This window comes from Blautia sp. MSK17_66 (assembly GCF_020538025.1).
GTDB lineage: Bacteria > Bacillota > Clostridia > Lachnospirales > Lachnospiraceae > Blautia_A.
In genome coordinates, this window is the sequence record NZ_JAJBNQ010000001.1 from 102,054 (window position 1) to 121,465 (window position 19,412).

General features: G+C 43.1%; 17 protein-coding genes. 1 reads left to right on the forward strand and 16 read right to left on the reverse strand.

What is annotated here, in order from left to right; genetic code table 11:
* Positions 1–27: 27 nt before the first annotated feature.
* From LIR34_RS00470 to LIR34_RS00480, 3 genes are all read right to left on the reverse strand, one after another.
* Positions 28–1,194 carry a diphosphate--fructose-6-phosphate 1-phosphotransferase gene (locus LIR34_RS00470; protein ID WP_173901593.1) on the reverse strand — a complete coding sequence of 389 codons (1,167 nt, stop codon included), beginning with the start codon at positions 1,192–1,194 and terminating at the stop codon, positions 28–30.
* 368 nt (positions 1,195–1,562) lie between these two features.
* On the reverse strand, positions 1,563–2,132 hold the full coding sequence (locus tag LIR34_RS00475; protein ID WP_161285090.1) for a chromate transporter: 570 nt from the start codon (positions 2,130–2,132) through the stop codon (positions 1,563–1,565).
* On the reverse strand, positions 2,129–2,704 hold the full coding sequence (locus tag LIR34_RS00480) for a chromate transporter (protein WP_161285089.1): 576 nt from the start codon (positions 2,702–2,704) through the stop codon (positions 2,129–2,131). The genes LIR34_RS00475 and LIR34_RS00480 overlap by 4 nt, the downstream gene beginning before the upstream one ends.
* Before the next feature lie 228 nt (positions 2,705–2,932).
* Here LIR34_RS00480 and LIR34_RS00485 point away from each other — a divergent pair, with 228 nt between their 5' ends.
* Complete coding sequence (locus tag LIR34_RS00485) at positions 2,933–3,958, forward strand: LacI family DNA-binding transcriptional regulator (RefSeq protein WP_161285088.1); 1,026 nt, start codon at positions 2,933–2,935, stop codon at positions 3,956–3,958.
* 30 nt (positions 3,959–3,988) lie between these two features.
* On the opposite strand, the gene LIR34_RS00490 is transcribed toward LIR34_RS00485, so the two are convergent.
* The 13 genes from LIR34_RS00490 to LIR34_RS00550 all read right to left on the reverse strand — a co-directional run bounded on the left by LIR34_RS00490 (position 3,989) and on the right by LIR34_RS00550 (position 18,962).
* Positions 3,989–5,584 carry a CvpA family protein gene (locus tag LIR34_RS00490; protein WP_161285087.1) on the reverse strand — a complete coding sequence of 532 codons (1,596 nt, stop codon included), beginning with the start codon at positions 5,582–5,584 and terminating at the stop codon, positions 3,989–3,991.
* Between the two features lie 197 nt (positions 5,585–5,781).
* Positions 5,782–6,669 carry an ABC transporter permease gene (locus LIR34_RS00495; protein WP_161285086.1) on the reverse strand — a complete coding sequence of 296 codons (888 nt, stop codon included), beginning with the start codon at positions 6,667–6,669 and terminating at the stop codon, positions 5,782–5,784.
* Positions 6,666–7,670: an ABC transporter permease gene (locus LIR34_RS00500; RefSeq protein WP_173901592.1), complete on the reverse strand. Its 1,005-nt coding sequence runs from the start codon at positions 7,668–7,670 to the stop codon at positions 6,666–6,668. The genes LIR34_RS00495 and LIR34_RS00500 overlap by 4 nt, the downstream gene beginning before the upstream one ends.
* The gene (locus LIR34_RS00505; protein ID WP_173901591.1) at positions 7,670–8,581 is read right to left on the reverse strand and encodes an ATP-binding cassette domain-containing protein; all 912 of its coding nucleotides are present in this window, start codon (positions 8,579–8,581) and stop codon (positions 7,670–7,672) included. Before LIR34_RS00505 ends, LIR34_RS00500 begins: the two co-directional genes overlap by 1 nt.
* A complete protein-coding gene (locus LIR34_RS00510) occupies positions 8,574–9,587 on the reverse strand; it encodes an ABC transporter ATP-binding protein (RefSeq protein WP_161285083.1) in 1,014 nt (337 codons plus the stop codon). Before LIR34_RS00510 ends, LIR34_RS00505 begins: the two co-directional genes overlap by 8 nt.
* Before the next feature lie 69 nt (positions 9,588–9,656).
* Positions 9,657–11,198, reverse strand: a complete 1,542-nt coding sequence (locus LIR34_RS00515) for an ABC transporter substrate-binding protein (RefSeq protein WP_173901590.1) — start codon at positions 11,196–11,198, stop codon at positions 9,657–9,659.
* A gap of 217 nt (positions 11,199–11,415) precedes the next feature.
* A complete protein-coding gene (locus LIR34_RS17740) occupies positions 11,416–11,913 on the reverse strand; it encodes a collagen-like protein (protein WP_173901589.1) in 498 nt (165 codons plus the stop codon).
* Between the two features lie 108 nt (positions 11,914–12,021).
* On the reverse strand, positions 12,022–13,095 hold the full coding sequence (locus LIR34_RS00525; RefSeq protein WP_173901588.1) for a glycosyltransferase family 2 protein: 1,074 nt from the start codon (positions 13,093–13,095) through the stop codon (positions 12,022–12,024).
* A gap of 108 nt (positions 13,096–13,203) precedes the next feature.
* Positions 13,204–14,418, reverse strand: a complete 1,215-nt coding sequence (locus tag LIR34_RS00530) for a carboxynorspermidine decarboxylase (protein ID WP_173901587.1) — start codon at positions 14,416–14,418, stop codon at positions 13,204–13,206.
* On the reverse strand, positions 14,418–15,677 hold the full coding sequence (locus LIR34_RS00535) for a saccharopine dehydrogenase family protein (RefSeq protein WP_161285079.1): 1,260 nt from the start codon (positions 15,675–15,677) through the stop codon (positions 14,418–14,420). The genes LIR34_RS00530 and LIR34_RS00535 overlap by 1 nt, the downstream gene beginning before the upstream one ends.
* A 94-nt stretch (positions 15,678–15,771) precedes the next feature.
* Positions 15,772–16,629, reverse strand: a complete 858-nt coding sequence (gene speB, locus LIR34_RS00540) for an agmatinase (RefSeq protein ID WP_173901586.1) — start codon at positions 16,627–16,629, stop codon at positions 15,772–15,774.
* 3 nt (positions 16,630–16,632) lie between these two features.
* A complete protein-coding gene (speE, locus tag LIR34_RS00545; RefSeq protein WP_173901585.1) occupies positions 16,633–17,487 on the reverse strand; it encodes a polyamine aminopropyltransferase in 855 nt (284 codons plus the stop codon).
* Between the two features lie 5 nt (positions 17,488–17,492).
* A complete protein-coding gene (locus LIR34_RS00550) occupies positions 17,493–18,962 on the reverse strand; it encodes an aminotransferase class I/II-fold pyridoxal phosphate-dependent enzyme (RefSeq protein ID WP_161285076.1) in 1,470 nt (489 codons plus the stop codon).
* Positions 18,963–19,412: the final 450 nt, after the last annotated feature.

Here is a 19,412-nt window from a genome sequence, read left to right on the forward strand (position 1 = left end):
TGGAACATATTCATTTTTATTTCGTTTTTAAAGGTAATCCTTGAAATTCAGGAATTCCGGAAGCGGCTCTCCGATCAGCGGACGACACCAGTCTACAAATTCCTGTGTCACATCATTACCTCTTTCATTTATGAAACTGTCAGGCATCTTTCTCTCATAAAGCATAACCTCTTTGATAGGAACAAGTTTGGTTTTCATCTGGTACACAGTTCCCGGAACTCTTTCAAATCCAACCATCACTCCGCTGTGTCCTTCTACTGCACTTTTTAATGCAGCTGCACCTGCCTGTCTTGCCTCTTCTCTGTCCACTGACGACTGAAGTGCTACAGAAGCTCTTCCGCAAAGACCAGGTTTCTCACTTCTTGCCTTAATTCCAAGTTTCTTGACTACCAGGTTCGCCAGATGAGAACTTACATCTCCATAGTAGACAGCTCTTTCTGATTTGAAGATCGGAGGAACGATAGATTCTCCATTTTTATCATGAAGTCCTTCAGTTACCAGAACTACCACTCCGCCTTGTTTTTTCTGAAGTGCTGCCACATCTTCAAGGAACTCATCTTCGTTGAAATTTCGTTCCGGCAGATAGATCAGATGAGGAGCATCTCCCTGTTTTCTTCTTGCCAGTGCAGACGCTGCTGTGATCCATCCGGCATTTCTTCCCATGGCTTCCATAATACATACATGGATAGGAAGAGATTTTACATCTTCGCCAACCTCCTGGGTAGAAGCTGCAATGAATCTTGCTGCACTTCCATATCCCGGCGAGTGGTCTGTCATCGCGATATCATTGTCAATAGTCTTTGGAATTCCCACCACTTTGATATCCTGATCCTTACAGACTTCATAAATATGACCGCATGCATCCATGGTTCCGTTTCCACCATTCAGAAGGACATATTTAATATCATGCTTCTTAAAGATATCCACCATCTTTTCATAATCTTTTTCATACAAAGGATATCTTGAAGAGCCAATTGCCGAAGCAGGTGTATGCAAAAGAAGCTTTAATTTTTCATCATTAAACGAAGTTAAATCAATGAAAGTTTCTGAAAAAATTGCTCCGGTTCCTCCAATAGCACCGTAAACCTTTCCAACCTCCGGATTTCGTTTCGCTTCTTCAATCACACCATAAAGGGATGCATTAATGACTGCTGTAGGTCCACCACCATGTACCACTAATACATTTTGTGACATATTCCGCTTTCCTTTCTGTTGTCTATTGTGCATTTTACAATAAACTTTTTGTTTTTCATGAATGTGTTTTATTCACTTTTTACTTTGTAGTCTTATCTTAACATATTGACGCAAAAACAAAAGCACAATTAATGAAAACGTTGTCTATATATTTTGTATAATTTATCCCTTTGTTTTTTGTGTATTTTTACAAGATAGAAAGAAAAAAAAGAGGTCAAAAAGAATTTAATCTTTTCAACCTCGTTGTTGGTCATTGCTATTATTTTGTTTGAGCCTATAATAATCATTTTTTTATGTATTTGCAATTTAAGATTACTCAAACGTTTGCTTTTGTCTTGACATTACAAAATGCCCCGGCATTCCTGCGGCTATGCTCTCTGCACAGCACTCAGAATCACATTTGCCACACCACACAGAACCATTGCCAGTATAGGATTCAATTTAAATTTACGAAGCAGTACCATCGCGATCACAAAGAATACGATCATCTGTGCACATACATTCTGGCGGATAAGATTGACTGTTCCGTCCAGGAAAAATGCTGAAATCAGAATCGTCACTCCGGCTTTGGCGATCATGGCCACAACTGCCGGACGAAGTGATGACAATGTACCCTGAAGTAATGACATATTCCGATATTTCATATAGACATATGCAAGCAGGGTTACAATAATGCAGGATGGAAGAATACATCCCAGTGTGGCAATTACAGCACCCAAAATACCAGATATCTGCATTCCCACAAAAGTTGCTGAATTTACGGCGATCGGTCCCGGTGTCATTTCAGCAATCGTAATCAGGTTTGTAAATTCGCTCATGGAAAGCCATCCATGTAAATTCACCACCTGTTCCTGTATCAACGGCATTGCGGCGTATCCCCCACCAAAACTCAATGCTCCAACCTGAAGAAAACTTAAAAAGAGCTGAATATATATCATTTTTCCCTGCCTCCTTTTACTATTGTCCGTACCATTCCAAATGCGGCAACTGAGAGTATTATATAGATGATATTAATATTCAGGAAATAACTGAGACAAAAACTAATGATCATAATTACTACATTAATCCAGTCTTTTGATTTTACAACATTTTTTCCCATATCATACACTACAGACATAATAACAGCTCCAACCCCTGCAGTCATGCCTTTTAATAATGCCGCAATGTAATAATTAGAACAAAATGCATCATAAAATACAGAAATAACTGATAAAATTACCATCGGAGGGATGATTGCCCCTATAACAGATACCAGCATTCCAGGTATTCCTGCAAGCTTATATCCGACAATGATAGCTCCGTTTACTGCGATTGCTCCCGGTGAAGACTGAGCAATTGCAACCAGATCCAGCATTTCATCTTCTTCAATCCAATGATATTGATCTACGAATTTTTCTTTTAGCAAAGTAACGATCACATAACCGCCGCCAAAAGTAAATGTACTAAGATACAAACATGCAAAAAACAACTTTCGCAGTACATATCCTTTACTTTTTGGTTCTTCTTTCATTTTGCTTCCCCCATTTCCAATATATTTTAATCTCTGATTTTATCTTATCATGTACCATAAAAAAATCATTCTGTTTATCAGCAAACGTTTGCTCTATATTTCTTTATATTTCCTATATTATATCTGTTTTTTTGCATACAAATCAGTTATACTGATTTCAGTAAAATAATGTAACAAAACGGCACTCCTGTGCCGTCACAAATCCCGCAACAGGAAAGGAGTTCTCCCATGACACTGAAAGAAATTGCAGCAGAAGCAGGTGTATCGATTTCAACAGTTTCACGTGTGATCAACCAAAATGCCAACAGTCCTGTCAGTAAAGAGGTTAAGGAGCGTATACTGGAAATAGCAAAACGTACCAATTATGTTCCAAAACATGCAAAAAAAGGTACTGCTGAAGCATCCGACTCATCTCCTGCAAAACAATTACATTCTATTGCCTGTCTTTTTGCAAGAGTTCCGGATGGTGCATCTGATTATTTTTTCTCTACGCTCGCCAAAAGCATTGAACAGGAAGCATTTCGTCACAACTATATTTTGAAATATACATTTTCTGCCTTTGATATTGATGATCCCTCTACTTTACAGTTGATTGCCACTAATGATATTGACGGCATTGCTGTTCTTGGACGCTGTGATAAGGATCTTCTGAAATTTCTGAAGAAACATTTCCAGTATGTTGTCTACTCAGGATTGAATAATCTGGATGCAAAATATGACCAGATCATATGCGATGGTGCAGAGATCAGTCATGCTGTGGTCTCTCGTCTTATAGAACAGGGACATAACAAGATCGCCTACATCGGCGAATCGCAAAACGAGAATCGTTATATCGGATATTGCTCTGCTCTGGAAAAAGCCGGCATTTCCATTAATCCGGAATATGTTACGAATATTGTTCAATCCACAGAAGAAGGATATAACGGCGTCCGTGCTCTTCTTGCCAACGGCTGTGACGCAACCGCTTTCTTCTGTGCTGATGATATAACCGCTATCGGTGCAATGAAGGCAATCAAAGAACATGGTCTTCGCATTCCCGAAGACGTATCAGTTGCCAGCATTGATGATATTGATACCGCGCAGTACCTGACTCCTTCATTAACAACTACACATATTCCTCTTGATGAAATGGGGCAGATGGCAGCCAAAATACTGATCGACCGCATCGAAGGCGGCCATTCAAAACATGTAAAGATATTATTCCCTTATGATATCATAGAACGCAACAGTACTGCCGGACCAAAAAAGATCTGACTTCTGATGAAGTCAGATCTTTTTCTTCTATTACTCAATATTCAAAACCGTACACACTGGTGTACCTTCCAGATATTCAACCGTGACCTTGTCACCTTCCTGAAGTGTTACCACCTGAAGGAAGTCCTGAACCGGCACATCAAAAATTTCTTCATGATCATTCAGCACCAGATAGAAATGAGAGTTTCCATCGAGAACACTCTGTGCGATTCTCCGGATCGTACCTGTCATCTTTTTGGAATCACCTGTATTCCCTGATGTAATACCACTGGTATTCAACAGTTTTATATATGCATCCTGGCAGGCTGATACCGTATCTCCGATCGCAACATTCTGATATTTCTGAATATTGACCATCGCATATTTTTTTACAAGTCCTGCACTGTCCTTTAATGCCATAAAGTATGTCGGTTCATTTGAAATATTCAAAAGAATCGGGAAAGTAGCCTGATATCCGAGGTTCTGTACCTGTCCTTCTGCAGATCCCATAGCTGAATATTCTTCTGCACCATTTACTTTATAGTAGCGGGTTTCCCGGGTTCTCTGATTCATCAGAACAAATCCTACATTAGACTGATCCCCACTTACAGAAGTCACGCCGGTATATACCCACACATCATCTTCCATAGCCATATAATTATATCCATCTGTGGACTTCAGACATCCCTTCTGTCCAAAAATACTGTTGATATATCCATTTACCAGAGTTCCATAATAATTATACTGCTGGATCAAAAGATCAGCCGGATTGGCACGGTCCACCCATTCCGGACAGTCTTTCAGCGCATAATCCTGACATTCTCCTGTCTGTGCATTGCAAATGACAACTCTTCCTATGGTCGCACCGCCAAATAAACCGATGGTATAATCCCGTACCGGACAGATCCAGTAAGGAACTCCTTCATCATCAATTTCAAAGCTCAGCTGGTCAAAAATATATGTCGGATACTTGAAACGTAAGTGACGGTAAATATTTCTGTTCAGGTATTCCGCCTCAGAATATCGAATCGGTTTATCCAGTTTTACAAGACTGGTATCCTGAGTTGTCATATCGATCATAATATATGCCGGAATTCCCTGCGACTGGTTTGTCAGCCATTTCACCGGACTCGCATACACCAATGGAGTGACACGGATCGGTTTTTCCTGATAATTGATCTGGGAATACAGATCGCTGACCTCAAACTGAGACACCATATCAACCATGCTGCCCATCTTTCTGTTTCCCAGAATCGCTGCACTGTCTTTATCCAGCAATGGAATCTGACTGAAATTCACCGGCTGGATATCTTTTGAAAAATCACGTTCCTCAATTGTAAGAAGATTTCGATATTTTTTTGCATTTACAATTGGTGAGGATAAAATACTTCCCACTGCAAAAACAATCACCAATGCTACAAACAGAATGCCGCCGATTCTGAACACCTTGCTTCTTTTTGCTTCCTGAAAGCTGGTGAACCGCATCTTTATCCCGTAAGCTGCCAATAATAAAACGATCACGCTCAGAATAAATGTCCAGAAACCGGAAGCATGAATGTTGATCGCCGGTATCGTCACATAATAATAGATACCTGCGATCAGAATTACCAGAAATGTCAGGAATACTTTTGCCTTTCCTTTTTTCATTTACTTTTTCCTCCTTTGATAGCTGCATTTACAGTTACCTTTTTTGTTCTGAAAAAATCATCGTCAGAATTTTCAGAGAACAATAGTTACATTATATCAATATATCCCTTTCCAGGCAAGTATACTCCTTTCCCTCTGTCTCAAACCTCAAACAGTTTTTTCACAAAAATAAGGCCGCGATCCGCGACCTCATTATCCTAAAAGTTACTTTCTTTTCTGTTTGTCTGCTCTCTGCAGGCATTTCCTATATTGGTCAGGCAAAGTACTGTAGCGATCAGAAAAAGACCCGGGATCAGAATGATCCACCAGGATCCTGTCATCAGAGCTTTATCTGACAGTGATAACATACTTCCCCATGTGATGACCTCTATCGGAAGACCAATTCCCATAAAACTCAGAGTAGCCTCAGAAATCATTGCTGTTCGCACATTCATGACCACCATAAACATAATGGATGAGAAAAAGTTCGGCACCAGATGCTTCCACAAAACGCGGAAGAAACCTGCTCCCATACATTTTGCTGCGATGATGTACTCACTGTTTCGGATCTGTCGAACCTCGGTACGTACCACTTTCGCAATACTGGTCCAGCTGGTCACGCCAATTACGAACGACAGACTGAGGATATTTGCATTTCCCAGAATAGCCTGAAGCAAAATAATAAGAAGCAAGGTTGGTATGCTCAGAAAAACTTCTGTAAATCTCATGATCAGTTCATCAAGCCATGCCGGTGCCACACCACTGAATGCGCCAACTACCACTGCAATAAAAGTAGAAATGACCGTAGCTAATCCACCGATCAGAAGTGAAATTCTTCCTCCATACCATATCATGGAAAAAATGTCTCTTCCCATAGTATCCGTACCAAAGAGGAACTCCTTATCCGGTGCTTTGTTATAGTTCAGCAGATCCATGTATGCAGGATCCTTTGTCATGATCAGTTCTGCACACAAACATCCAAGAACAATAAGAATCAATATGATAGCAGAAACTATCGGTTTACCCTCGTACCATTTTTTCTTTGCTCTCGGAACTACTGTCTCTGTCTTTCTGTTTCCTGCCAGTTCAAATAAATGATTTGTCATCCTTCTACTACCTCCGATTTCTCGGTTATTACTTCATCCTTCATACGAGGATCAATCTGTTCATTGATAGTCTGGCTGACGATATTACAGAAAATAACCAGGATTCCTGACATCATACAAAGCAACATCAGCAGATTGTAATCATGATATCTGGCACTCTCATAAGACAGAGCTCCAATTCCAGGATACGAGAATACACTTTCTACAACATAGGTTCCACCAAGTACATGAGGAACTGCAATAGCCATGATACTTAAGTAAGCAGGCATCACGTTTCGAACGCAATGTCTGAACATAAGCTTTTTCTTATCCAGTCCCTTGGCCTTCGCCAGAAGCACGTAATCTGCACGAACTTCTTCAAGGATTTTATTTCGGATCATGTAAGCATAGTACCACAGATGCTCAAGAACTACGATCGTCAATGGCATGATCAGATGAATCACCCTGTCTCCAACATCTCCTGCCTTTCCGGTACTGTAAGCACCACTACTTGGCAGGATCTTGAGATTTACGGAGAAAATAAGGATCAGCACCAACGCCATCCAGAACTCAGGAATACAGCTGGATATCGTACCCAATTTACATAAAATCCGATCTGCCAGCCGGTTTTCGTACCAGGCACATAGGATTCCCAGAAGCAATGCTCCCGCGAACATAATGATAAATCCGATTCCTCCCAGCAGAAGTGTATTGCCGATACGGCCACCGATCACTTCTAATACATCCTGTTTGTATTTAAATGAAATACCAAACTCTCCATGAAAAGCATTTTTTACCCACTTCACATACTGTACAGAAATCGGTTCATTCAGACCCAGTTTTTCCATAGCCCATTCACGTTCTTCCGGACTCATCTTCTCTGTACGATCACCATAATAGGAAATCAACGGATCGCCCGGTGCCAGACGTGCTACATAAAATACTACAACAGACAATATAAATACTGAAATCAGAAATATCAGGCATTTTTTACCATAGTAGACTAACTTTTTTTGTCTCATTATATGCTGCACCCCTTTCTGCCATCTGGAAGCATCGCAAAATGTCCCGGTGACACTTCTGTCCACACACTGTTTTCCATTCCTTCACCATCATAATATTTAAGTACTCTTTGTCTTTCTCTGATGGGATCCGGAACAGGAATCGCAGACAGCAATGTTTTTGTATAAGGGTGCACCGGATTAGAATACAGTTCTTCTGACGGTGCCAGTTCTACCAGTTTTCCATGATACATGACTCCGACACGGTCACAAAGATACTCGACCATGGCCAGGTCATGAGCGATAAATAAAAATGTAAATCCATGATCCTCCTGCAAATGTCGGAACAGATTCACGATCTGTGCCTGTATAGACACATCCAGAGAAGCGATCGGTTCATCCGCAACCAGAAATTCCGGTTCCATACAAAGAGATCTGGCTATTGCCACTCTCTGTCTCTGCCCGCCGGATAACTCGGACGGATAACGATCCAGGAAACTCTTCTCAAGTCCTACATACTCCATCTGAAAGGCTGCTTCTTTCACAAAGCTTCCTCTCGGAGATGTGATATGCTGGATCCTCATAGGTTCCGTAATGATATCGGATACTTTCATTTTCTGATTCAGACTGGATGCGGAATCCTGAAAGATCATCTGGCGTCTGGTCTGCAGCATCTTTTTATACTTTTTGAATTCCTTTTTGTCACAGATATTGACACCCTTGTACCAGATTTCGCCCTGTGCAGGCTGATAAATATTCATCAGACATCTGGCTACTGTGGATTTTCCGGAGCCAGATTCTCCTACCAGACCAAAGATCTCACCTTTATGGATCTGAAATGATACATCATCCACAGCCTTTACTTTGATCTCTTTTGTCAGATGAAACTGCTGGGTCAGATGCCTGACATCTAATAATACTTCTTTACTCACTGTGCTGACCTCCCATAGGTGATTTGATCTGTGGAGCCCTTGGATCTAGCAGCCAGGTTGCCGCATAATGCGTATCTGTGATCTTAAACATAGGCGGCATTTCTTCATAGTCAATATTTAAGGCATATTCATTTCGACATGCAAAAGCATCACCCTTTGGTGGATCGATCAAAGTCGGCGGCATACCCGGAATCGTATACAGACTTTCTTTTCCGTTCGCAAATGCCGGAAGTGATCTCATCAACCCCCATGTATATGGATGCCTCGGATCATAATAGACTTCCTCAGCTGTACCGATCTCTACAATCTTGCCCGCATACATTACCGCTACCCGATCCGCTACCCGGGCAACAACTCCCAGATCATGGGATACCAGTATGGTAGCTGTTCCCAGTTTCATCTGTATTTCGCGCAGAAGATCCAGAATCTGTGCCTGTATGGTCACATCCAGTGCAGTCGTCGGCTCATCTGCAAATAAAATATCCGGATCTGATGCAAGTGCGATCGCCATAACGCATCTCTGGCGCATCCCACCGGAGAACTGCCAGGGATACTGATGATAGCGTTCCTTAGGATGCGAAATACCAACCAGTTCCATAAGTTCAAGTACCTTCTGATCTACCTGATCTTTTGTATAATTCTTATTGTGAATGATCACTGCTTCCGCGATTTGTTTTCCAATTTTAATAGTTGGATTCAGAGAAGTCATAGGATCCTGAAAAATCATGGAAAAAACTTTTCCACGCAGTTTTTGCATCTCCTTCTCCCTGTAACAGGTAATGTCCTGTCCATTAACACAGATACTGCCCTCTTTTATCTTTGCGCTTGGCGGCAAAAGCTTCATGATACTTTTGCAGAGCACACTCTTTCCACATCCGGATTCTCCAACTATAGCCAGCACTTCTCCCTTCTTTAATGAAAAAGAGACGTCTCTCACTGCCTGAACCTCTCCCGAGAAACCATCTATAGTAACCGAAAGATTTTTGACCTCTAATAAATGTTCCATTTTTAACCCTTTTTCCGCTCGTGTAAAAATGGGGGCACTCCGAGTGCCCCCATCACAACCCATTTCTTATTATTCGATTGTCCAGTCTGCAACATTCCAGAAAATACCTACTCCGTGATGTCCCATAATGGTATCAGGATCGATTCCCTTAATGTTACTGTCAGCTACGTAGTTAGCATCGATATAGCAGATCATTGCATAAGCCGGATCTTCTGCCAGAACTTTCTGGAAATTAGCATAAGCTTCTTTACGAACTTCCGGATCAGCTGACTGTCTTGCTTCTGTCAGATACTTGTCTACTTCTTCATTAGAGTAACTGGAGTAGTTTGCTCCCTTATCTGTTCCGAATACTTTGTATGTGTGGTCGTCAGCATCAAACGGGCTTCCCCATCCGATCAGGAATGCCATCTGTCCGGCCCAGTCTGTCTGTGCGGGAATATCCACAGATACATCCATGCCGATTTCTTTCAGTTCCTGTGCTGCGATCTGAGCCATATCAATACGTACCTGATCTCCGGCACTTACGCTGATAACAAAACCAACTTTTTCGCCATCGCGGTAGTAGAATCCGTCATCACCCATTTCACATCCGGCTGCTTCAAGGATCTCTTTTGATTTTTCCGGATTGTAATCATAGTGTTCAACATCTTCACAGTTGTAAATATTTCTCTGAAGAGGACCATAAGCAGGCATTCCCTGTCCCAGGATAACTGCATCAATGATTGCCTGACGGTCAAGTCCGTAGCATACTGCCGGGATCAGATCACGGTTTTTCTGCCAGTATTCGTTTCCAAAGTTGAACATGATTCCACGATAATCAGCTGTCTTCATATCATAACATGTGTATGCGTCATCATCAGCAAAAGAAACTGCATCCTTCGGTGTCAGAAGAGCCATATCCAGTTCTCCGGATTTTAACTGAAGAGCTTTTGCATTATCATCCGGTACAATCTTGAATACGATTTTGTCGATGGAAGGCTCACCTTTGAAATAATCTTCATTTTTAACCAGTGTGATAGCCTGTCCTTCATCCCAGGATTCAATTTTGTATGGGCCTGTTCCTACCGGGTTACGGAAGAAATCAGAAGTCTGCATATCCTCTCCCTCAAGCAGATGCTTAGGAAGAACTGCCATTGTCATATAGTCAAGGAATGCAACGTTCTTGTCCTCAATTTTGAATGCAACTGTATGGTCATCAATCACATTGATCTCTTCTACGTCCTCGTAGTTCGGTGCATTCTCAGAAGCATTTTCCGGATCCATGATAGCCTCGATGGTAAATTTAACATCGTCTGCTGTAACAGGTTCGCCATCCTGCCACTTAGCATCTTCTGCCATATGGAATGTGTAGGTGTTTGTTGCATCATCAAAATCCCAGCTTTCTGCCAGTCCCGGAACTACCTGATTGTCTCCGTCATGTGCAGTTAATCCGTTGAAGATCAGAATATTGATCTCGCCATGTTCGTCCATAGCCGGGTTGATTCTGGTATAATCTCCGCTTCCATATACCAGTGTTGTTTCTTCGTCTGCCAGTACAGGCACTGTGGTTCCGGCGCTGACCAGTGATACAGTCAGAAGCATTCCGGCCATTGTTAAAAGTCCCTTTTTCATTCTTCTGTTCCCTCGCTTTTTTTCATTTGGTAACTTACTCAATGATACCAAAACGGGCTGTCTTCTATAAGCCCTGTGGGGGGATATTAATCTATTCCTTTTTATGCCAGACATATTCCATATATATATATCTTTATAAAGAAAAAAACACAGTACAACAGAAATACTCTGTCATACCATGTTTTTTAGTTACTGTGGACAGTTACGTTACTCTGTCCTATTCTGCCAGTAATCCTGCCGCCCGCATATTTGCAAGCAGAAGATTAAACTGATTTACCACATCTTCCGCACTTGTCGCATTTGCGACCGCTGCCGCAGGAGTTATGGTACCTGCAGGGCCGGTTGGACCGGTTGCTCCTACTGGTCCATCTGCACCCACCGGACCGGTTGGACCTGGAATCCCCTGTGGCCCGGCTGGGCCTGTTGCTCCCGTCACACCAATTGGTCCCTGGATTCCCTGCGGTCCTGTTGCTCCCTGGACTCCGGCCGGACCCTGAATTCCCTGTGGTCCCTGCAATCCGGTGGCTCCAGTTGCTCCGGTTGGTCCGATTGCTCCGGTTGGTCCCTGGATTCCCTGTAATCCCTGTGGTCCCTGGGGACCAGTTGCACCAGGACATCCTCTTGGTCCCATAGGACCGGTCGGACCTGGACATCCACAGTTGCAGCAGCCCTGACTCTGACAGTCAGCTTCTCTGTTTTTTCTGAAAAAATCCATCTGTTGCTCCCTGCTAAAATATTTCTCTCTTTAGGATATGCGCAGTCAGTCTTTCCTGTTCCCTTTACTTCAGACAACAATAGTCAGATGTACATCGGTAATCTGTATTTACTGTTTGACTGAGATAAAATACTGCTGATTTTTCAGAAATTCTCTCCCGTAAGGTTTATACGTGCCCGCCTGACAATGATACTGAAACGCTTTTTCAATATCGCCAAGATAATACCAGCAGACACTCAGCTGAATGCATGGAATATAGCCATAGCACTCTTTTTCCACAAAACCTCCTGTCTTTGCATTTTCAGATACCTGCAGTGCATTTCTGTACCAGAATGCCGCCTGTTCCCATTTCTTTCTGTCAAAGAAATGTTTGCCTATATCACAGCATAGTTCTCCCGACGGTGTCCGGTATGTCAGTCCCCTGTACAGAAACTCCAGTGCCATTCCATTTTGTTTCAGTTCATAACAGCATCGTGCTGCCACTCTGCATGCCTCCGCCTGGTTTTCCACAAAGCCCTCCGGTAATTGCAGAAATTTCAGGAGGTTATCCACCGCCTCCACATACTCCCTGTGATAAAACAACTCTCGTCCATAATAGAATCTGTCTCTTGCCGATAACACTTCTCCATCTGATTCCATCTTTTGATATATCTCGAGATTTCTTCTTGAGTATTCCGTTTTTATGCTGTGATGCTCTATCTCACAGTCCAGGTATTCCGTCCTGCCTCTGACGGCTAACGTCTCATGCACCCGTCCCTGCCACTGAAAATCCTTATTTCTTTTTACTATTCTTTCACGATAATAGACTAATGTCGGATTTCTTTTTTCATCAAAGCCTGCCACATATCGGATCATTATCACATCTGATGATCCGTCTGTTTTTTCTTTCCATCGCTTCAGTTTCAGCACTTCACTTTTCGTAATAATATCATCTGCATCAAGCCACATACAGTAGTCCATCTCTGCCTGAGAAAATGAATAGTTCCTTGCTCTTGAAAAATCATCCTGCCATTCCTGTTCAAATACTCTGGCATGATATTTTTCTGCGATCTCTTTCGTCCGGTCTTCAGAACCCGTATCAACTATGATAATCTCATCTGCAATCTCCTGCACAGATTCCAGACATCTACCAAGCACTCTCTCCTCATTTTTTACGATCATGCAAAGACTGATTGTAACCATCTGCGTCCTCTCTGCCTATAAAACGGAAGATTTTCTACTCTGCTCTTATAATACTTTATGAGATTTGTAATGAACTATATACATGTATTCCACCAAAAAAGGAAGTCGCTATTTGCGACTTCCAAGTCTTTCTTTAAAATCTGCATAACCAAAATCTGTAAGCTGCTGCATCGTGTTATCAGCACGTCTGAGCCAGATATCCGGCAACGGCATCCCGTTAAATGTATTATTTTTGCAGGTAGTATAGATGGCCATATCTCCAAACATAAGAAGATCTCCATATTGGGGAAGCTGTCTGAATTTATAATCTCCGATCACATCTCCTGACAGGCAGGTTGGTCCTCCCAGTCGAACTGTAATCCTATCCTCTTCTGTATCATCTGCTCCAAGAAGGGGCGGGCGATAAGGCATTTCCAGTACATCCGGCATATGACAGGCCGCACTGGCATCTATGATCGCAATCTCTGTCTTTCCATTTTTCAGGACATCCAGCACACGGGTCAGAAGGAATCCTGCATTTAATGCCCATGCTTCTCCTGGTTCAAGATAAACCTCTACCTTCCATTCATCTTTTGCCATCCGGATGCATCGTTCCAGTCGTTCAATATCATAACCTGGTCTTGTAATATGATGACCGCCGCCAAAATTGATCCACTTCACTCTGGAAGCCAAATCTCCAAAATGCTTCTTTACAAAAACAAGAGTTGTCTCCAGATCATCGGAATCCTGCTCACAGAGAGTATGGAAATGAATGCCCTCCAGTAAGTCTAGAAGTTCCGGGTTTTTCTGAGATGCTTCATTCCACTGCGCTCTTGTCGTTCCCATTCGGCTTCCCGGCGCACAGGGATCATAAATCTCATGTCCATCCTGAGTGGAACATTCCGGATTGATCCGAAGTCCCACGCTCTTTCCCGCTTCTTTTGCTCCTGGTCCGAAACGAAGAAGCTGCATTGGCGAATTAAACACGATATGATCCGCATACTGAAGAAGTTCCTCAAATTCATCTGCCCGATAACCGGCACAGAATATATGAACCTCTTTTTCCGGCATTTCCTCAGCTCCAAGTCTTGCCTCAAACAGTCCGCTGGCCTCTGTACCCGCAAGATACGGCTCAAAAAACTGATAACAGTCATAATTGCTGAACGCTTTCTGCGCCAGGAGCATCTTACATCCTGTCCGCTCTGCCACTTCACCGAGCAGTTTTGCATTTTTTATAAGTGCTTTTTCGTCCAGGATATAGCAGGGTGTTTTTATATTCCTGAATTCCGGCGGAATGATTCCGCCGGTGGCTGTAAATGGTGCTCTTTTATCCAATCCTTCCATCAGTCTACCAGCTTCGGATCGTGGCTTTCACTGCGCGGCAGGCCATAACGGTCGAGTGCATCCAGGAACGGATCCGGATCAAATTCTTCAACTGTATACACACCTGGTCTGATCCACTTTCCTGTCAGCATCATAAGCGCTCCGCACATTGCCGGAACACCGGTTGTATAGCTGATCGCCTGACTTCCAACTTCGTGATAGCATTCCTGATGATCGCATACATTATAGATATAGTATGTCTTTTCTTTTCCGTCTTTTACACCTGTAAAGATACAGCCGATATTTGTTTTTCCTTTTGTACGTGGTCCAAGGCTTGCCGGATCCGGAAGCAGTGCTTTCAAAAACTGGATTGGAACGATCTCCTGTCCATTGTACTGGATTGGTGTTGTGGAAAGCATTCCTACATCTTCAAGACAACGCATATGATCCAGATAACTCTGTCCGAAAGTCATAAAGAAGCGAATACGTTTTACACCCGGGATTGTTTTTGCAAGAGACTCAATTTCCTCATGATGAAGCAGATACATATCCTTATCTCCAACCTGGTCAAAATTATATTCTCTTTTGATATCCATTGGCGGGATCTCCACCCAGTGTCCGTCTTCCCAGTAGCTTCCCGGTGCACTTACTTCACGAAGATTGATTTCCGGGTTAAAGTTTGTCGCAAATGCATATCCATGATCACCGCCGTTGCAGTCCAGGATATCAATGGTATCAATCTGGTCAAACTCATGCTTTAATGCATGGGCACAGTATGCCTGTGTAACACCCGGGTCAAATCCGCATCCAAGCAGTGCTGTAAGACCTGCATCCTCGAATTTTTTACGGTATGCCCACTGCCAGGAATAGTCAAAATATGCGGAAAATCCTTCTTCTTTACAGCGTTTTTCATAGATCGCACGCCACTTTGGATCATCAGTATCTTCCGGCTCATAGTTTGCTGTATCCATATAGTTTACGCCACATGCCAGACATGCATCCATGATCGTCAGATCCTGATATGGAAGTGCAATGTTCATTACCAGCTCTGGTTTATAGCTGTTGATCAGTTCGATCAGCTGATCCACATCATCTGCATCAACCTTCGCTGTAGTAAGAACTGTCTTTGTCTTTCCTTTCAGTTTTTCCACGAGTGCATCACATTTTTCCTTCGTACGGCTTGCAATGCACATTTCTGTAAATACCTCATCAACCTGACAACATTTCTGAATTGCTACACTGGCTACGCCTCCGCAGCCGATTACAAGTACTCTGCTCATAATTTTTCTCCTTTTCCTGATAACTGACTGTTTCTTCAACAGTTTTATTTTATAGTGTTATTTTTATGGTGTCGGGGACGACACTGGTATCATTTTATTTTGCAACTGCCAGAAGCAGTTCACGAAGAACCTTGCAGGCCGTTGCAGTTGAAACACCGCTTGCATCCAGCATAGGCGCCAGTTCATTGACATCTGCTCCTACCAAGTTCACCTGAGAAACCGTACGGATAGCTTCAAGAAGTTCCACAAAACTCACGCCGCCTGCCTCCGGAGTTCCTGTTCCTGGAAATACTGACGGATCCAGACAATCCAGATCAATTGTAAAATATACCGGAACCTGTTTCTCTTTCAGTTCCCTGACCGTTTCCTTCAATCCCTCAAACGTAAACGGATGAAAATCTGTATGCTTTCTGGCAAACTGAAATTCTTCTCTCTCACCGCTTCGGATGCAGAACTGATGAATGTGATCATCTCCCAGAATCTCATGACATCTTCGAAGCACACAGGCATGACTTAATTTTGCTCCCAGATAATCATCTCTTAAGTCTGCATGTGCGTCAAAATGAATGATATGAAGGTCCGGATATTTAGCTGCTGCGGCACGCACAGCTGCCAGTGTCACCAGATGTTCGCCTCCCAGAAGCAGGGGGAATTTGCCTGCGTTTAATATCTCTTCTGCTCTCTTTTCAATATCTGAAAGTGCCATTTCACTGCTTCCAAAACAAAGTTCCAGATCTCCGCTGTCAAATACTCTGATGTCCATAAGATCTCTATCCTGATATGGACTGTAGGTCTCCAGGCCAAAGCTCTCATGTCGCATTGCTGACGGACCAAACCGGGCACCCGGACGGAAACTTGTTGTAGAATCAAAGGGTGCACCGTAAAGAACAACAGATGCCTCCTCAAAACTGCTTTCACAGCCGATAAAAGTTTCTATATTAGGTAACATCATAAATTATTCCTCCACTTCTTTCAGCATATCCTCCAGAAATGCCGGAAGATAAAATGCTCCTTTATGGAGTCTTGTCGTATAGTAGCGCGTGCGAAGATTTAATGCATTCCAGGCCTCTGCATCCAGATCATCCACCGGATGATATTTTTTACTGGCAAATCCAAACAGCCAGTAACCCGCAGCAAAAGTCGGTATGTGTGCCTGATAAACACGGCTGATCTGAAAAGTGCTGGCAATTCTCTTATGACTGCGCTGCATGGCATGTGCATCTTCCGCATAGAACGGGCTTCCCTGCTGGTTTACCATAATCCCGTCATCTTTCAGCGCATTGTAACAATTTCCATAGAATTCACGGGTAAACAAACCTTCAGAAGGGCCAAACGGATCAGAAGAATCCACAATGATGAGGTCATATTTTGCTTCACACCGACGGATAAATCTCAGCGCATTTTCATAATGAAGATGTACTCTTCTGTCATCCAGTCTGCAGGCATTTTCCGGAAGATATGCGCGACAGGCTTCCACAACCATCGGATCCATTTCTACCAGATCAATATGCCGTACTCTGTCATATCTGGTCAGTTCACGAACAACGCCGCCATCTCCGGCACCAATCACAAGAATATCCCTTGCTTCCTTATGTATTGCCATCGGCACGTGCGTGATCATCTCATCATAGATAAATTCATCACGCTCTGTCAGCATTACATTTCCATCCAGAGTCAGCACACGTCCAAATTCCGGTGTCTCAAAGATATCAATTCTCTGATAGTCGCTCTGTTTCGAATAGAGCTGACGATTTACCCGGATACTGTGCTTGACATCCGGTGTATGAAATTCTGAAAACCACATTTCCATTGTCATTACCTCCCTGCCAGAACATTCAGTCTCAAAATATCCGGATCTTCAGGTCCTGTCATATTGCAGCCCTTTGCCTTTGCATATTCAATATAATCCAGGATCTCTGCTGTGATCCGTTCTCCAGGCGCAAGAATCGGGATTCCCGGCGGATAACACATCACAAACTCACTGCAGACCTTTCCTTCGGTTTCTCGAAGCGGCAGGCTGCATTTATCTGCATAAAAAGCCTCCTGAGGACTTGTCACTACCTGAGGATCAATATACTCCTGACTGAGAAGTCCTGAGCCGTCTGTCTGAAAACGTCTGCGGATCTCTGCAAGTGCACTTACCAGTCGTTCTATTTCCTGTGCTCGGTCTCCGATGGAAAGATACGCAAGAATATTTCCAATGTCACCAAATTCTATCTGAATATCATATTCGTCCCGCAGAATATCATAAACTTCGATTCCTGCAAGTCCGATATCCAGCGTATGTACACTTAATTTCGTAATGTCAAAATCAAAAACCGAATTTCCATTTACCAGTTCTTTTCCAAACGCATAATAACCGCCGATCGCATTGATTTCTTCTCTGGCATATTCCGCCATATCTGCTACCTGGTGAAAAATCTGACGACCGCGCTGTGCAAGATTTCTTCTTGAAATGTCAAGGCTTGACATCAGAAGATAGCTTCCTGAAGTAGTCTGTGTCAGATTAATGATCTGGCGTACATATCCTGCATGTACGTTCGGCCCTGTAAGAAGAAGACTAGACTGTGTAAGACTTCCCCCACTCTTATGCATGGATACCGATGCCATATCTGCACCTGCTGCCATAGCCGAAACCGGAAGACCTCCGCCAAAATAAAAATGCGTTCCATGAGCCTCATCTGCCAGGCACAGCATTCCTGCATCATGTGCCATCTTGACGATCGCACGCAGATCACTGCATATTCCATAATACGTCGGATTATTTACCAGTACCGCAACTGCCTTCGGATGTTCTTTTATTGCTTTTTCTACCTGCTCCCTGCGCATTCCCAGTGAAATTCCAAGTCTCTGATCCACCTCCGGGTTTACATAAACAGGAATTGCACCACACAAGACAAGTGCATTCAAAACACTCCTGTGAACGTTACGGGGCAGTATGATCTCATCTCCGCGCTTGCAGGCCGTCAACACCATCGTCTGTACGGAACTTGTCGTGCCTCCTACCATCAGAAATGCATGTGCTGCTCCAAAAGCATCTGCTGCCAGTTCTTCTGCTTCCCGTATTACAGATACAGGATGACAGAGGTTGTCCAGTGGTTTCATGCTGTTGACATCCACCCCTACACATTTTTGTCCCAGAAATTCTGTCAGTTCCGGATTACCTCTCCCCCGCTTATGACCGGGGACATCAAAAGGTACAACTCTCATGCGTCGGAAAGTCTCCAGAGCTTCATGTATCGGTGCATGATTCTGGTTCAGTTTAAATCGACTTCCTTTCATCATTCCTCCATTTCCAGTTTCCTTTGTCTCAACCCTCAAACCACATTCCACAGACTGAGCAAAAATAAAAAAACGCAGATTAGGGCACTAAGCCACAAACCTGCGTCTGATCTGTATTCGCATGCGTGTCAGAGTCTATATAGCAATCATACTTTTACTACTCTTATTGATCGTTTCACAAGTCTGCGCTTTGGGCGCATCTCGGTTATCAAAGGAACCTACTTATAAAATTTGAGCTTCTAACTCAATCAATAAGGTAACCAAAGTTACCATAATCGGCAGTGGACCCGGCTGTCCGTATGGCCTTAACCCCAGTGGAGTGATCCAAAACAATTGCTTTGAAAAGACTCTGTCTGTTACTCTGCATCTTCGTCTCTCAAAATCGAATTTATCATATCATGTAGAGAAACAACTGTCAACATTTTCTCGAAGTAACGCTTCACAGCAATTTAC

Coding starts and splice junctions, on each gene's coding strand:
- LIR34_RS00470 (WP_173901593.1), bottom strand. CDS start 1,194: ATGTCACAAAATGTATTAGTGGTACATGGTGGTGGACCTACAGCAGTC.
- LIR34_RS00475 (WP_161285090.1), bottom strand. CDS start 2,132: ATGATATATATTCAGCTCTTTTTAAGTTTTCTTCAGGTTGGAGCATTG.
- LIR34_RS00480 (WP_161285089.1), bottom strand. CDS start 2,704: ATGAAAGAAGAACCAAAAAGTAAAGGATATGTACTGCGAAAGTTGTTT.
- LIR34_RS00485 (WP_161285088.1), top strand. CDS start 2,933: ATGACACTGAAAGAAATTGCAGCAGAAGCAGGTGTATCGATTTCAACA.
- LIR34_RS00490 (WP_161285087.1), bottom strand. CDS start 5,584: ATGAAAAAAGGAAAGGCAAAAGTATTCCTGACATTTCTGGTAATTCTG.
- LIR34_RS00495 (WP_161285086.1), bottom strand. CDS start 6,669: ATGACAAATCATTTATTTGAACTGGCAGGAAACAGAAAGACAGAGACA.
- LIR34_RS00500 (WP_173901592.1), bottom strand. CDS start 7,670: ATGAGACAAAAAAAGTTAGTCTACTATGGTAAAAAATGCCTGATATTT.
- LIR34_RS00510 (WP_161285083.1), bottom strand. CDS start 9,587: ATGGAACATTTATTAGAGGTCAAAAATCTTTCGGTTACTATAGATGGT.
- LIR34_RS00515 (WP_173901590.1), bottom strand. CDS start 11,198: ATGAAAAAGGGACTTTTAACAATGGCCGGAATGCTTCTGACTGTATCA.
- LIR34_RS17740 (WP_173901589.1), bottom strand. CDS start 11,913: ATGGATTTTTTCAGAAAAAACAGAGAAGCTGACTGTCAGAGTCAGGGC.
- LIR34_RS00525 (WP_173901588.1), bottom strand. CDS start 13,095: ATGGTTACAATCAGTCTTTGCATGATCGTAAAAAATGAGGAGAGAGTG.
- LIR34_RS00530 (WP_173901587.1), bottom strand. CDS start 14,418: ATGGAAGGATTGGATAAAAGAGCACCATTTACAGCCACCGGCGGAATC.
- LIR34_RS00535 (WP_161285079.1), bottom strand. CDS start 15,677: ATGAGCAGAGTACTTGTAATCGGCTGCGGAGGCGTAGCCAGTGTAGCA.
- speB (WP_173901586.1), bottom strand. CDS start 16,629: ATGATGTTACCTAATATAGAAACTTTTATCGGCTGTGAAAGCAGTTTT.
- speE (WP_173901585.1), bottom strand. CDS start 17,487: ATGGAAATGTGGTTTTCAGAATTTCATACACCGGATGTCAAGCACAGT.
- LIR34_RS00550 (WP_161285076.1), bottom strand. CDS start 18,962: ATGATGAAAGGAAGTCGATTTAAACTGAACCAGAATCATGCACCGATA.